Annotated in this window: 11 protein-coding genes; all 11 read right to left on the bottom strand. The window is 66.4% G+C overall.

The genetic code is table 11. The features are described 5' to 3' along the window. Positions 1 to 5: 5 nt before the first annotated feature. The 11 genes from HZ321_RS21260 to carB all read right to left on the bottom strand — a co-directional run bounded on the left by HZ321_RS21260 (position 6) and on the right by carB (position 13,561). Positions 6 to 929: a hypothetical protein gene (locus HZ321_RS21260; RefSeq protein ID WP_181704421.1), complete on the bottom strand. Its 924-nt coding sequence runs from the start codon at positions 927 to 929 to the stop codon at positions 6 to 8. A gap of 113 nt (positions 930 to 1,042) precedes the next feature. Further along, complete coding sequence (locus HZ321_RS21255) at positions 1,043 to 1,792, bottom strand: sulfotransferase domain-containing protein (RefSeq protein WP_181704420.1); 750 nt, start codon at positions 1,790 to 1,792, stop codon at positions 1,043 to 1,045. Between the two features lie 159 nt (positions 1,793 to 1,951). Continuing rightward, positions 1,952 to 3,031: a glycosyltransferase family 4 protein gene (locus HZ321_RS21250; RefSeq protein WP_181704419.1), complete on the bottom strand. Its 1,080-nt coding sequence runs from the start codon at positions 3,029 to 3,031 to the stop codon at positions 1,952 to 1,954. After that, entirely contained in the window at positions 3,028 to 4,137 is a 1,110-nt protein-coding gene (locus HZ321_RS21245; RefSeq protein ID WP_181704418.1) for a glycosyltransferase family 4 protein, read from the bottom strand. Before HZ321_RS21245 ends, HZ321_RS21250 begins: the two co-directional genes overlap by 4 nt. A 3-nt stretch (positions 4,138 to 4,140) precedes the next feature. Further along, positions 4,141 to 4,890, bottom strand: coding sequence for a glycosyltransferase family 2 protein (locus HZ321_RS21240; protein WP_206682822.1), 750 nt, complete (start codon positions 4,888 to 4,890; stop codon positions 4,141 to 4,143). Further along, a complete protein-coding gene (gene waaC / locus HZ321_RS21235; RefSeq protein ID WP_181704417.1) occupies positions 4,887 to 5,891 on the bottom strand; it encodes a lipopolysaccharide heptosyltransferase I in 1,005 nt (334 codons plus the stop codon). The genes HZ321_RS21240 and waaC overlap by 4 nt, the downstream gene beginning before the upstream one ends. Continuing rightward, complete coding sequence (gene waaF / locus HZ321_RS21230; RefSeq protein WP_181704416.1) at positions 5,888 to 6,895, bottom strand: lipopolysaccharide heptosyltransferase II; 1,008 nt, start codon at positions 6,893 to 6,895, stop codon at positions 5,888 to 5,890. The genes waaC and waaF overlap by 4 nt, the downstream gene beginning before the upstream one ends. Further along, on the bottom strand, positions 6,868 to 7,818 hold the full coding sequence (gene rfaD / locus HZ321_RS21225) for an ADP-glyceromanno-heptose 6-epimerase (RefSeq protein ID WP_181704415.1): 951 nt from the start codon (positions 7,816 to 7,818) through the stop codon (positions 6,868 to 6,870). The genes waaF and rfaD overlap by 28 nt, the downstream gene beginning before the upstream one ends. Continuing rightward, the gene (hldE, locus tag HZ321_RS21220) at positions 7,815 to 9,260 is read right to left on the bottom strand and encodes a bifunctional D-glycero-beta-D-manno-heptose-7-phosphate kinase/D-glycero-beta-D-manno-heptose 1-phosphate adenylyltransferase HldE (RefSeq protein WP_206682821.1); all 1,446 of its coding nucleotides are present in this window, start codon (positions 9,258 to 9,260) and stop codon (positions 7,815 to 7,817) included. Before hldE ends, rfaD begins: the two co-directional genes overlap by 4 nt. A 114-nt stretch (positions 9,261 to 9,374) precedes the next feature. Further along, on the bottom strand, positions 9,375 to 9,848 hold the full coding sequence (gene greA, locus HZ321_RS21215) for a transcription elongation factor GreA (RefSeq protein ID WP_181704414.1): 474 nt from the start codon (positions 9,846 to 9,848) through the stop codon (positions 9,375 to 9,377). A gap of 215 nt (positions 9,849 to 10,063) precedes the next feature. Then, positions 10,064 to 13,561, bottom strand: a complete 3,498-nt coding sequence (carB, locus tag HZ321_RS21210) for a carbamoyl-phosphate synthase large subunit (protein ID WP_181704413.1) — start codon at positions 13,559 to 13,561, stop codon at positions 10,064 to 10,066. Positions 13,562 to 13,685: the final 124 nt, after the last annotated feature.

The raw sequence follows: 13,685 nt of genomic DNA, 5'->3' as shown, positions 1-13,685 counted from the left end.
TTCATCTACCGCCTCGATTTGAGGAGGCGCTGCCACATGGGAGGAGAGAAGCCTTTTTCGACCACGATCGCCAGGAAAGCGGCCTCATCGACGCCGACCGGTGCCGATCGGTCGATCGCGTCGATCCATTCGGACTTGTACTTCTGCTGATAGACGGGGTCCTTTTTGATCTTCTTGACCAGGAACCGCCGATGCGCCCACTTGCGGTGGAGCTTGACCAGTTCTCCCCCGCCGAGACAGAAGACAGTCATCGTCATGCCAGGCGGCAACGCCGCCTCGAATTTGCGAAGCATGGTACGATTGTACTGGCGCCAGCCATGCGGTCCCCATTGCCAAAGACCCTTGCTGGGTGGAACCATATGGATCTGGAGGGCCTTGTCCAGGCCAGAGCAATATTCCGCTGCCGCTTTGAAATATGTCAGATCGCCTGGAATATGTTCTAACGCCGATTGCGTAATAAATAGGTTCGGCTTTTCGAAGAAAGTCGATGCGAAGTCTTGTCCATCGAAGGTGGACATCTTTGTGTTTTCGTCAGAATAGCCATCCCAGGAGTCATAGGCTGCAATATCGAAGCCATGATATGATACGGGCACTGTTGCCGCCTCACGAATCAGCAGCCCGTATCTTCCGGACCCGCACCCCATGTCGTGGATCCTAAGTGGACCCATCTCTTGAGCAAGAAGCTTCCAATCCACCAGAGACCAGAAAATATTGCAGAGTAATCGCGTCGGCGTCCGGTTGAAAGTTAGCTTGTCGAGAGTTGGCTCACAATCCTGCGAGGTAGGCGGCCAGTAGATCTCGCGTGCAAGCGGGGGGCCGTTCTCTCGTATGTTGCGTCGATAGTGATGCCAGTAATAGCGCGCGCGTTGTATTGGATTGAGCTTCAGGTCGCCATTGATAAAGAGTGAGGTGGTCGATTCGATTGGCATACGTGGACCCGCATTGATCGGAGCCGATCGGCTCGACTCAACTCACTTCAAGCTTCGTCGTGCTTGTTTCCATGCTCCGTCCTCGAGAGTCAATGGATGCGCGATCCGCACTCTCACCCGTCGATGTTCACGTTCGCCCCCGTTGCGGCCGAAGATCTTTTCTCGGCCAATGGCGAACGTCCAAGGATCGCCGTCATCCGACGTCGGTAGTCGTAGCGTTCAAGAACCCTGTCGAAATATGCCAGATCGTCCGGGGCAACTTCGTCGACGAATTCGCCGGTTTTGCCGCGACGTGTCTTGTAGCTCAGGGGATCATCGACGTGTCCGGGTTGAAGCCAACGGGGCCCTTGGCCAGTCAAGGCGTTAATCTGCTCCTGCTTCCGCATCCGCTCGAAGCTGCAATGTGTCACTGCACCGACGATCTGATCAGCCGTCCGGGACTGACCGAGGAAATCGACGACCCGGGTCAACTCGCTTTTAGTGTCGGCGTGCAACGCCTCGTAGGTCACGAACAGGACATCTCGCCGGGAACGTAGTAGTTCCGCCCAGCCGACGTTAAATCTGACGACCTTTTCGAAACCGAAGCCCGGATGTCTCACGAAACCTGAGATGTTGCGGGGCGGTGTCCTTCCTGTGAGCGCGAACTCGATCCGCTTGCGCAGCGGCGGCCGTTGGCGGTGTGTCATCTGATAGAACATGGAAACGGCAACGTCCCGCGGGTCGCGGGTTAGGAAGATGATCTGCCGCGCAGGTATGGCGCTCAACCCGATGTTGAGGCGTGTGAAGTGTTTGCCCCACTCGCGAAACCGAGTGCCAGTGTCCGCATGGGTGTACTCGAGGTCAAGATCAAGTCGGTCGAGCATGGCCCGAAGCCAAGTGCGGCCACTTTTCGGATAAGATAGAAGCGTACCTAACATTTCGCGACATATACAGCGAAAGGTATTTTGTCTCAACAATTCATGATTGCAATTTTGTTGGTATTTATGTTTGGTGTAGCCCAGAAGGCTTAGTTTTGGCGCCCGTTAGGTTTGGTATTTCTTCGATACTGCTTCGTACATCGACTGAAGAGAGATCTTGTCCGCTAAATCACCCCGGTCCTGGAGATTGGCCGCGGGTCGCCTGCTTGATTCGAGCATGGCATCTCCCAATGCCGCAACGTTGCGGGGTGGTATGAGGACGACCCCGGATACGGCTCTGGTGGCTTCCGGGATGCCGCCGATGGGGCAGGAGATGATGGGGAGGCCGACGGCCATGGCTTGGAGGATGGCCTGGGGGATGCCTTCGTTCGCGTAGCTGGGCAGGACGAAGGTGTCGAAGGCCTGCAGCCAGGGAACCACGTCGGACTGGCGGCCGGCCAGGGTGACCCGGTCGGCGATGCCGAGGCGGTCGATCGCGGACCTGATGTTCGCCTCCTGGGGGCCGTCGCCGACGATGGCGAGGTGCAGGCCCGAGCCGGACAGCTGGGCGAATGCCTCGAGCAGGTCGGCGTGACCTTTCCAGGAGCGCAGGGTCGCCACGATGCCGAAGATGAAGGCGTCCTGCGGCAGGCCGACGGCGCGGCGGGCTTCCCTCTTGTCGCCGGGCCTGAACCGGTCGGTGTCGATGCCGGTCGGGACGGAGGCGATGCGGTCCCGGGCGACGAAGCCGTCGGCGGTCATCTGGTCGACGATCGCCTCTCCGGTGGTCATGATGAAGTCGCAACCGTAGTTGTAGAGCCATCGGGAGGCGACGTTGCGGGGGATCGGCGCGGAGATATGGCGGGTGCGCACCACCCTCGGGCGGGGCCTCAGGCCGACGCGGGCGAGCGCGACGATCCAGCTGTCGACGGACGAATGCGGGTTGACGACATCGGGCCGCCAGGTGCGCAGAAAGCTGCGCAGGGCGCGGATGCCCGCGAGCGATTTCCTGCGCAGCGGGGCCGGCGACGCGGGGACCCCGTAGCGCGGAGCAGCCTTCAGGATCTCGCTTTCCTCGTTTGCCAGCAAGTGGACGGTGTGGCCGTGCTTGATGAAGACCTGGGCCTCGGTGAGGATGCGGATCTCCTGGCCGCCCCAGCCGAGGGACGCTTCTGTGTGGAGGATCCGGAGGGGTTGCTCGGTCATGAAAGCTCTGCGTAGAGGCGTGCCCATTGCGCGGTGGCGCGATCGAGGCTGAACCGGTCGCGCAGTCGCAGAGCGGCCGCAGACATGGCTCGGCGCTCGGCATACGCCATGGCGACGGCCGCGGCAATGGAGTCCGGGTCGCGGGTGGCGATCGCCCCGGCACCGCTGTCGCGGACGGGATCGGCGATCCCGGTGTCGTCGGTCACAACGGCGGGGAGACCGCAGAAGAGGCCTTCGAGGACCGCATTGGGCATGGGGTCGTAGAGCGAGGGCAGGGCGATGAGGTCGGCCGCGGCCAGCACCGGCGCGACGTCGGCGACGCCGCCAAGGAGGTGGACGCGGGCCTCGATGTGCAGCCGGCGGGTCTCGGCGCGCAGATCGGCCAGCCGCCGGTCGGCGCCGGCGACGAGCAGGTGAAAGCCCTGGAGGGGATGTAACGCCATCGCCCGCACGAGATGGAAGGCGCCCTTGCGCTCGAAGCCGGAGCCGACGAAGGCGACGACGGGATCATCGGGCGGCAGGCCAAGGGATAGGCGCGCCGATCGACGTTGCTCGGCGGTCGCCGGCAGGAAGCGATCGCCATCGATGCCGTTCTCGATGATCCGGAGCCGCTCGTCGGGGAGGCGGAGCCAGTCGCGGAGCTCGCGGGCGACGAGGCCGCTGTTGGCGACGAAGACCATGTCCGTGTCGCGGGCCATGCGGCGTTCGGTGTCGATCGTCAGGCGGTGCAGGGGATCGACCGAGAGGAATGCGGCGGAGAGCCCGGACCGTTCGCGCTTCAGGCGGTCGACCCAGGCGGCGTGAACACCGTCGCCGGCACGGAACAGGTCGGCGGTGAGCAGGCGTTCGTGGCTCTGCACCAGGTCGAAACGGCCGGAGACGGCCTCCGCCACCGCCTTCTGAAAGTGGCGCGCCCTCTGGTGGCGGAGCCAGCCGCCCGGCTTGACGATCACCTGCTGGAGGCCTTCGACGGCTCCGCCGTCCCAGCCTTCGGTGACCACGGAAACGGAGACGCCGTGCTCGATCAGCGGCCGGACGGCGGAGACAATGAAGCGCTCGGCGCCGCCGAACGGGTTGAAGCGACGCCTGACGATCGCGAGGCGCATGGATCAGCGCTCCCAGCCCACGGCGAGGTAGCGCCAGAAGGTCTCCTGCGCCTTGGCGGCTGCGGCGACGAAGCCGTGTGCGCCGTCGAGAAAGCCGGCCTTCAGTCCGTAGAGGCGTAAGAAGGTCCAGGCGGATCTGGCAATCGCGATGGCGAGGCCGCCGGATCTTCCCTCGCCGCGCCGGCGGGCGGCCGAGGCGAGGGCGTAGCGCCGCTGCTTCTCCAGGAGGTCGGCGATCGAGCGGTAGGAGTGGTGCAGCATGTCCGAAGGCAGATCGCCGACAGGGCCGTCCACGAGGAGCTGCTCGTGGACGACATCGGGCGTGAACCGCGCCTTGTCGCGTCGGGCGAGGCGGAGGACGCGGTCGGGGTACCAGCCGCCGTGCGACAGGGTTCGACCGAGGAAGTCGGTGCGACGGTTGATGCGGAAGCCGGCGGCCGACGCGTCGAGCGCGGCGAGGATGTCTCGGCGGAGGTCGGCGGGGATCCGCTCGTCGGCATCGATGGACAGGATCCAGTCGCCGGTCGCCAGATCGAGCGCGCGCTGCTTCTGCGGACCGAAGCCGGGCCAGTCCGCGGTGACGACGACCCTGGCGCCGTGGTCCCTTGCTATCTCGACCGTCGCGTCGGTGGACCCGTTGTCGACCACGACGATCTCGTCGCAGAAGGAGACCGAATCCAGGCAGGCGGCGAGGTCCCGCGCCTCGTCGCGCGTGATCAGGATGGCCGTCAGACGCGGGCGCGGCATGGTCATGGGAGGCGGTCGATCTCGGCGAGAACCCTGTCGGGGCCGATGGTGGCATGGCAGGGCGGTGTCTCGCCAGGGGCGACGAGCGGGCAGTCGCGCTTGCGACAGGGTGCGCAGGGGGTGGTGGCTGCGAGCGCGGTCGCCCGGGTTCCGCGGGGGCCGGTAAGGCCGGGAACAGTGCTCGCGAAGAGGGCGATCGTCGGCAGTCCGAGGCCGGCGGCGAGATGGGTGAGGCCGGTGTCGACGCCCACGGCGATGCCGCAGCCGGCGAGCGTCTCGGCGACCTCGCCGAGCGGCCGGCGCGGGTGAAGAACCGCTTCCGGTACAGCCGCGGCGATGGCGCGGGCGGCAGCCTCCTCGTCGGGGTCCGAGAAGGTCACCTCGGGGGTCCAGCCGCGGGCAACGAGGCTCCGCGCGAGCGTGATCCACTGGTCGACCGGCCAGCGCTTGGACGACCAGGTGGTGCCGTGGAGCAAGAAAGCGCGCTTCGTTCCGGCCTGGTTCGCGGCGCGTTCGATGCCGGTCCGCAGGTGTTCGAGGTCGGGTGCGTAGCCGAGCGCCGCGCCGAAGAGGAGGCGCGTGCGATCGACGGCATGGAGGTCCTTGGGCACCCGGTGCCGCACCGCATAGGCCAGTGTAGCAAGCGGTTCGCGGGCGCTGGCGCGGTCAAGGCCGTGGACCGGCCGTCCGGTGAGGCGGGCGAGGAGCGCGCTCTTGATCAGGCCTTGTGCGTCGATGACGAGGTCGTAGGCTTCGGCGCGTAGAGCCGATCTCAAGGCTACGACTTCGTCGAGGGTGCCTCTGCGCAGGAGCATCTTCCGCCAGCGCCGGATGGGGGCGGACCAGACCTTCGCGATGCCAGGATGGAGGCGGACGAGGTCGGCGAAGGCCGGCTCGACGGCCCAGTGGATCTCCAGGTCCGGACGGGCGGCAAGGGCGTCCGTCACGGCGGGAAGGGTATGGATGACGTCGCCCATGGACGATGTCTTGACGACGAGGATCTTCATGGGCCGGGTCCGGCGGCCAGCAGCCGGTCGGCGGCCGCAACCACGCGGGGCACGTCCAGCTGGACGAGGCAGTTCAGATGGCCGAGCGGACAGATCTTTTCGTGGCAGGGCGAACAGGCGAGAGCGAGGGTGACGACCTCGACGTGCTCGCCGAGCGGCGGCGTGTTCTGCGGCGACGTCGAGCCGTAGACCGCGACGACTGGCCGGCCCACCGCGGCCGCGACGTGCATGAGGCCACTATCGTTGGAGACGGCAAAGCGGGCGCCGGCGATCAGGTCGACCGCATCCTCCAGGCGTGTCTGGCCGCAGAGGTCGATCGCAGCGGGAGCGAGCGCGAGGATTTCGGCGCTGACCGGCTTGTCGTTGGCCGAGCCGAAGATGACGGTGTCCAGGCCGCGATCCGCCATGGCGCGGGCGAGCGCGGCGTACTTGTCCGCAGGCCAGCGCTTGGCCGGGCCGTACTCGGCGCCCGGCATGATCGCGACATAGCCGCCCTCGGAGAGCCCGTGGCGTGCGAGGAGGGTCTGCTGGTTGGCGGCGTCCACTGTGAGCCGCGGAGGGACGAACCGACCGCCGCGGGCGAGACGGAAATAGGTTTGGGCTGTCTTGCGCTTCAGCTCTGGCGGCAGCGGCACGATGTCGTTGAGGAGGCCGTAGCGGAATTCCTTGAGATAGCCGACGCGTTGGCTGATGCCGGCGAAGAACGGCATCAGCGCCGACTTCCAGCTGCCGGGCATGACGTAGGCGTCGGTGTAGCGGCCGCGGAGCGCCCGCCCGGCGCGGAACCGGTCGACGAGGCCGAAGCGGCCGCGTCCGACCGGGGCGGGGAGGCTGGCTCGGACTTCGGGCATGCGGGCAAGCAGCGGCGCTGCCCAGGCAGGCGCCACGACGTCGATCGCCGCGTCGGGATCGCGGTCCTTGAGTGCGCGAAACAGGCACTGGGCCATCACCATGTCCCCGACCCAGGACGGTCCGATCACGAGGATCGCGCGTTCTTCAGCCATGCGACGTAGTCCCCGACTCCCGTCTCCACGTCGCGGAACGCGCCGTTGTAGCCGGCCGCCCGAAGGCGGCTGATGTCGGCCTCAGTGAAACTCTGGTAGCGGCCCTTCAAGTGGTCGGGGAAGTCGACGTATTCAATCTCGCCCTTGCCGAGGCCGGCGATGACGGACTCGGCGATCGCGCGGAACGGCTGGCTGCGACCGGTGCCGCAGTTGAAGATGCCCGAGACGCCGGCGTGCCAGCACCAGAGGTTGACCGCCGCGACGTCGGCGACGTGGACGAAGTCTCGGCTCTGCTGGCCGGGGCCGTAGCCGTCCCAGGCGCCGAAGAGCTTCGGGTTCTCGCCGCGCGAGACCTGGTTGAACAGGTGGAAGGCGACTGAGGCCATGGCGCCCTTGTGGTCTTCGCGGGGGCCGTAGACGTTGAAGTAGCGCAGCCCGACCACGGGCGCGGCGAGTGCGCCGGAGCGGGCACGAACCCAGTCGTCGAAGAGCTTCTTGGACCAGCCGTAAACGTTGAGCGGCTGTTCGAGCGCCGCTTCCTCGCGGAAGACGGAGCCGCCGCCATAGACGGCCGCGGAAGACGCGTAGACGTAGGGAATGCGACGGCGCTGCGCGTAGGCGAACAGCGACTTGGAGTAGTCGAAGTTCACGCGCATCATGAACTTGCCGTCCCACTCGGTGGTCGCCGAACAGGCGCCCTGGTGGAAGATCGCCTCGATGCCGAGGTCGTCGTCCCGCTCGATCCGGACGAGGAAGTCGTCCTTGTCGGTGTAGTCGGCGATGCGGGCGTCGGCCAGGTTGCGGAACTTGGTGCCGTCGGTGAGGTCGTCGACGACGAGAATGTCGCTGATCCCGTCATCGTTGAGGGCATGGACGAGGTTGCTGCCGATCATGCCGGCGCCGCCGGTGACGAGGATGGTCATGCGCTTGTCTCCGGGGCGGTCAGGCGCTTGATCATGTTCGTGGTCGACAGGCCGTCGACGAAGGGCAGGGCCAGCACCTCGCCGCCTGCGGCAGCGACTTCGCGTGCTCCGACGATGGTTTCGAAGGTGTAGTCGCCGCCCTTTACCAGCACGTGCGGCATGACCGTGCTGATGATGTCGAGGGGTGTGTCGTCATGGGTGCCGTCCGCGGCGACTGAGCCGTCGAAGGGGAGGACCCAGTCCACCGCTTTCAGCGCGTGAAGGACGGTCATCCGCTGTTCCAGTGGGTTCACCGGTCGGCCGGCGCCCTTGAGGCGGCGCACCGAGGCGTCGGTGTTGACGGCGACGACCAGCTTGTGGCCGAGGGACTTGGCGCGGCTCAGGTAGTCGACGTGGCCGGCGTGAAGGATGTCGAAGCAGCCGTTGGTCATGACGATCCGCTCGCCGCGCCGTTTGGCCTCCTGGATCTGACGAAGAGTTGCCGCGGGATCCGCGAAGGCGGCGTGGGGCACCGCGACCGCCGAGAGCTCGTCCAGCGTGACGGCAGCCGTTCCCTTACGCGAGACGACGATGCCCGCGGCGACGTTGGCGAGGCGCATGGCGTCGACGATGGACAAGCCGCAGGCCATGCCGACCGCGAGCGTGGCGATCACGGTGTCGCCAGCGCCGGTGACGTCGTAGACCTCGCGCGCTTCGGCGGGGATGCTGAGCGCGGCGCCGTCCGGTCCGAACAGGCTCATGCCGCGCTCGCCGCGGGTGACCAGGAGATGGTCGACGCGGAGGGTGTCGCGCAAAGCGAAGGCGCGGGATGCGAAATCGGTTTCGTCTGCGGCCCTGCCGGCGACGGTTGCGAATTCCGAAGCGTTCGGTGTGATCACGGCCGCGCCGGCGTAGCGGGTGAAGTCGGCGCCCTTGGGGTCGACCAGCACGGGGACGGCAGCGACGCGGGCGGCGGCGATCAGCTCGGAGACGCCGGTGAGGGTTCCCTTGCCATAGTCGGACAGGACGGCGAGGTCGTGGTCGGCCAGCTGATCCCGGAAGAGAGTGGCGAGCGCGGCATGGTCCTCTCGGTGGAAACCGTCCTCGAAGTCGAGGCGGATCACCTGCTGGCGCAATGAGAGGACACGGAGCTTGACGATGGTGCGCGCGGTCGGTGAAGCGATGAAGCGGCAGGCGACGCCGGCTTCTTCCAGCCGGTGACGCAGGGCGTCGGCATCCGGGTCGGCGCCGACGAAAGCGAGGAAGGTCACCTGAACGCCGAGCGAGGCCAGATTGAGGGCGACGTTCGCCGCGCCGCCCGGCCGGTCGAAGCTGCTCCTGACGCGGACGACAGGAACCGGGGCCTCGGGGGAGATGCGGTCGGTCACGCCCTCGTAGTAGCGGTCGAGCATGGCGTCGCCCACCACGAGAATGCGTCTTCGTCCGGTCTCGTTCAGGATCAAGATGGTGCCTTCGGTGCGTCGGCCGCGCGTCAGCCTACGCGCGACTGTCTAGACCATGACCGCGACAAGGTCCACCGGCGGGAGCGGGCGGGTTTCACCACCCGCCCGGCGGGCTCAACGGAAGGCGACGTCCAGAACCTCATAGGCGCGCGCGCCGCCGGGCGCGCTCACCTCGACGTTGTCGCCGACGGTCTTGCCGATCAGGGCGCGGGCGATCGGGGAGGTGATGGAGACGCGGCCTTCCTTCACGTCGGCCTCGGCTTCGCCAACGATCTGGTAGGTCTTCTCCTCCTCGGTGTCCTCATCGACGAGCTTCACAGTGGCGCCGAACTTGATGGTCTTACCGGAGAGCTTGGAGACGTCGATCACCTCGGCCCGCGAGAGCATGTCCTCCAGCTCGGAGATGCGGCCCTCATTGTGGCTCTGGGATTCCTTGGCGGCGTGGTACTCCGCGTTCTCCGACAGGTCGCCGTGCGCCCGGGCCTCGGAAATGGCCGCAATGATGCGGGGCCGTTCCTCTGACTTGCGCCGCTGCAGCTCGCGCTCCAGGGCTGCGTAGCCGCCGGCGGTCATCGGGATCTTTTCCATCGGTCGTTCAACCTTCCCTAAAATCAAGGCGCCCGACGCGTTCGGCGCCGGGCACTCGTCTTGTTCTGTCCTGTCGGCCGGTCGATTTCGATCGGCCCACCGAAAGCAGCCAGATGCCCGATCGGTTCCGGCCATCCGGATCCCTATCAGCTTCATGGCCACCGACACGCGACGTCCGCGCCGGCAGGCTGAACAGCCGCCCGCACGGACCCCGCTTATTCCGCCGCTTCGAAGTAGGCTTGGAGGGGACGGACTTCGGTCACACCCGTGGACCATGCCTCGATCCCGCGAGCCGCAGCAACGGCGCCTGCAAGGGTCGTATAATACGGGACTTTCTGCAAGAGGGCAGCGCGACGAAGGGAACGGCTGTCGGAATGGGCCTTGGCGCCCTCCGTCGTATTGAAGACCAACTGGACTTCGCCGTTCTTGATCGCATCGACGATGTGCGGCCGCCCTTCCAGAACCTTGTTGATCTTGCCTGTCGGGATGCCGTTCTCCTCCAGGTACCGCTGGGTCCCGGAGGTGGCGAGCACCTTGAAGCCGACGCCGACGAGCCGTCGGATGGCGTCGAGGATGCGCACCTTGTCGCTGTCCTTGACCGAAACGAACAGGGTGCCGCCAGTCGGGACGCGCGTGCCGGAGCCGAGCTGCGACTTGGCGAAAGCGTCCGCGAAGTTGTAGTCGAGGCCCATCACCTCGCCGGTTGAGCGCATCTCAGGGCCGAGCAGCGTGTCGACGCCCGGGAAGCGAGCGAAGGGGAAGACGGCTTCCTTCACCGCGATGTGCCGGTGCTTCTTGTCCTTCAGGGCGAAGGAGGCGAGGGACTCGCCGGCCATGATGCGCGAGGCAATCTTGGCGATGGGCATGCCGATCGTCTTGGCGACGAAGGGGACCGTGCGGGAGGCGCGCGGGTTCACCTCGAGGACGAAGATCTCTCCGTCCTTGATGGCGTACTGGACGTTCATCAGGCCGCCGACCTCTAGGGCGAGCGCCATGGCTTTCGTCTGACGCTTCAGCTCGGCGACGATCTCGTCGGAGAGCGAGTAGGTGGGCAAGGTGCAGGCGCTGTCGCCGGAGTGGATGCCGGCTTCCTCGATGTGCTCCATGACGCCGGCGATGAACACGTCCTTGCCGTCGCAGAGGGCGTCGACGTCCACCTCGATGGCATCCGAAAGGTAGCGGTCGAACAGCAGCGGGCTCTTGCCGAGCACCATGTTGATCTGCCCGGTCTTGTCGTTCGGGTACTTCGCCTTCACGTCGGCAGGGACGAGGGCCGGGAGCGTGCCGAGAAGGTAGGCGTCGAAACCTTCCTCGTCGCGGATGATCTGCATGGCGCGGCCGCCGAGCACGTAGGACGGGCGCACGACGAGCGGGAAGCCGAGTTCGCCGGCGACGATGCGGCTCTGCTCGATCGAATAGGCGATGCCGTTCTTCGGCTGCTTCAGCCCGAGCTTGTCGAGGAGGCGCTTGAAGCGGTCGCGGTCCTCGGCGAGGTCGATGGCGTCGGGGGAGGTGCCGAGGATCGGGATTCCCGCCTTCTCCAATGCGTCTGCGAGCTTCAAGGGTGTCTGGCCGCCGAACTGGACGATGACGCCGTGGAGCGTGCCGTTCTGCTGCTCCACGCGCAGGATCTCCAGCACGTCCTCTGCGGTCAGCGGCTCGAAGTAGAGGCGATCGGAGGTGTCGTAATCGGTCGACACGGTCTCCGGGTTGCAGTTGACCATGATGGTCTCGTAGCCGGCGTCGCTGAGGGCGAAGCAGGCGTGGCAGCAGCAGTAGTCGAACTCGATTCCCTGGCCGATCCGGTTCGGTCCGCCGCCGAGGATGACGACCTTCTTCTTGTCGGACGGGAAGGCCTCGTCCGACGGCTTGCCGACGAAGGGCGTTTCGTAGGTGGAGTACATGTAGGCGGTGGGCGAGGCGAACTCGGCTGCGCAGGTGTCGATGCGCTTGTAGACCGGGTGGACGTCGAGCTTGGCGCGCCGTGCCGAAACCTCGGCCTCGGACAAGCCCGCGAGCTCGGCCAGGCGGGCATCGGAGAAGCCCATCGCCTTCAGCCGGCGGAACTGGCCGACGGTGGGGGGCAGGCCGTGTCGACGGATTTTGGCCTCCATCTCCACGACACCATGGATCTGCTCGAGGAACCAGGGGTCGATCTTGGAGAGGGCGTGGACGTCGGCAACGCTGAAGCCAAGGCGCATGGCCTGGGCGACATGGCGCAGACGGTCCGGCGTGGGCGTTCCGAGCGCCGCGCGGATGGCGTTCTTGTCGTCGCCCTGGCCGAGGCCGGGCACCTCGATCTCGTTGAGGCCGGTAAGCCCGGTCTCGAGGCCGCGCAACGCCTTCTGCATGGATTCCTGGAAGGTCCTGCCGATCGCCATAACCTCGCCGACGGACTTCATGGCGGTGGTGAGCGTCGGCTCGGCGCCTGGGAACTTCTCGAAGGCGAAGCGGGGGATCTTGGTGACGACGTAGTCGATGGTCGGCTCGAAGGCGGCCGGGGTCGCGCCGCCGGTGATGTCGTTGGCGAGTTCGTCGAGGGTGTAGCCGACGGCCAGCCGCGCGGCGACCTTGGCGATCGGGAAGCCGGTCGCCTTCGAGGCGAGCGCGGAGGAGCGCGACACACGCGGGTTCATCTCGATGACGACGAGGCGGCCATCCGCCGGGTTGACGGCGAACTGGACGTTGGAGCCGCCGGTCTCGACGCCGATCTCGCGCAGCACCGCCAGCGAGGCGTCGCGCATGATCTGGTATTCCTTGTCGGTCAGCGTCAGCGCCGGCGCGACGGTGATCGAGTCGCCGGTGTGGACGCCCATCGGGTCGAGGTTCTCGATGGAGCAGACGATGATGCAGTTGTCGTCGCGATCGCGGACGACCTCCATCTCGAACTCCTTCCAGCCGAGCACGCTCTCCTCGACCAGGACCTCGGAGGTCGGCGAGGCGTCGATGCCGGAAAGGACGAGTTCGTAGAGTTCCTCGAGCGTGTAGGCGATGCCACCGCCGGTGCCGCCCAAGGTGAAGGACGGGCGCACGATGGCGGGCAGGCCGGTGACCTTCTGGGCCTCCAGCGCCTGGAGCTGGGCGGTCAGAACCTGCTCCTCGCGCCGGGCGCGCTCGCCGAGCATCCACTCGTTCTCGAAGGCCGCGAGGGCCTTCTGGCGTTCGTCGCCGGCCGGGAACTTCTCCTTGACCGCGGCCACGCGCCGGGCGTGCTCGGCCCGGAACTTGGCTTTCAGATCGGAGGTGTTGACGAAGGCGGCGCGGGGCGTGGCGAGGCCGATCTTGGCCATCGCCTCGCGGAACAGCTCGCGGTCCTCGGCCTTGTCGATCGCCTCGGCGTCTGCCCCGATCATCTCGACGCCATGCTCGTCGAGCACGCCCATCTTCTTCAGCGAAAGCGCGGTGTTGAGCGCCGTCTGGCCGCCCATGGTGGGCAGCAGCACAAGCTTGTCGTTCGGGCGCTCGGCGCGCTCCTTTTCGATGATCTTGGCGACGATCTCCGGCGTGATCGGCTCGATGTAGGTAGCGTCGGCCAGTTCCGGGTCGGTCATGATCGTCGCCGGGTTCGAATTGACCAGGACGATCCGGTAGCCCTCGGCTTTCAAGGCCTTGCAAGCCTGGGTGCCGGAATAGTCGAACTCGCAGGCCTGTCCAATCACGATTGGGCCGGCACCGATGATCAGGATGGTGTTGATGTCGGTGCGTCTGGGCATCGTTCGCTCGCGTTCAATCGAGGCCGCCGTCTCCGGCTGCGCCGAACAACGGGCCTTCTCGTCGGTCGTCGACCCGGATCGCCGGTCCATCCCGTCGGAGGACTGATTGTCCGGGTGCTTGAAA

Origin of the sequence: Chthonobacter albigriseus, from assembly GCF_013839445.1 — a bacterium.
In the GTDB taxonomy this organism is placed as follows: domain Bacteria; phylum Pseudomonadota; class Alphaproteobacteria; order Rhizobiales; family Pleomorphomonadaceae; genus Chthonobacter; species Chthonobacter albigriseus.
Note: the sequence above shows the minus strand (reverse complement) of the source record. Positions and strands in the feature narration are given on the sequence as shown.

Coding starts and splice junctions, on each gene's coding strand:
- HZ321_RS21240 (WP_206682822.1), bottom strand. CDS start 4,890: ATGACCATGCCGCGCCCGCGTCTGACGGCCATCCTGATCACGCGCGAC.
- HZ321_RS21255 (WP_181704420.1), bottom strand. CDS start 1,792: ATGCTCGACCGACTTGATCTTGACCTCGAGTACACCCATGCGGACACT.
- waaC (WP_181704417.1), bottom strand. CDS start 5,891: ATGAAGATCCTCGTCGTCAAGACATCGTCCATGGGCGACGTCATCCAT.
- greA (WP_181704414.1), bottom strand. CDS start 9,848: ATGGAAAAGATCCCGATGACCGCCGGCGGCTACGCAGCCCTGGAGCGC.
- HZ321_RS21250 (WP_181704419.1), bottom strand. CDS start 3,031: ATGACCGAGCAACCCCTCCGGATCCTCCACACAGAAGCGTCCCTCGGC.
- waaF (WP_181704416.1), bottom strand. CDS start 6,895: ATGGCTGAAGAACGCGCGATCCTCGTGATCGGACCGTCCTGGGTCGGG.
- HZ321_RS21260 (WP_181704421.1), bottom strand. CDS start 929: ATGCCAATCGAATCGACCACCTCACTCTTTATCAATGGCGACCTGAAG.
- carB (WP_181704413.1), bottom strand. CDS start 13,561: ATGCCCAGACGCACCGACATCAACACCATCCTGATCATCGGTGCCGGC.
- HZ321_RS21245 (WP_181704418.1), bottom strand. CDS start 4,137: ATGCGCCTCGCGATCGTCAGGCGTCGCTTCAACCCGTTCGGCGGCGCC.
- rfaD (WP_181704415.1), bottom strand. CDS start 7,818: ATGACCATCCTCGTCACCGGCGGCGCCGGCATGATCGGCAGCAACCTC.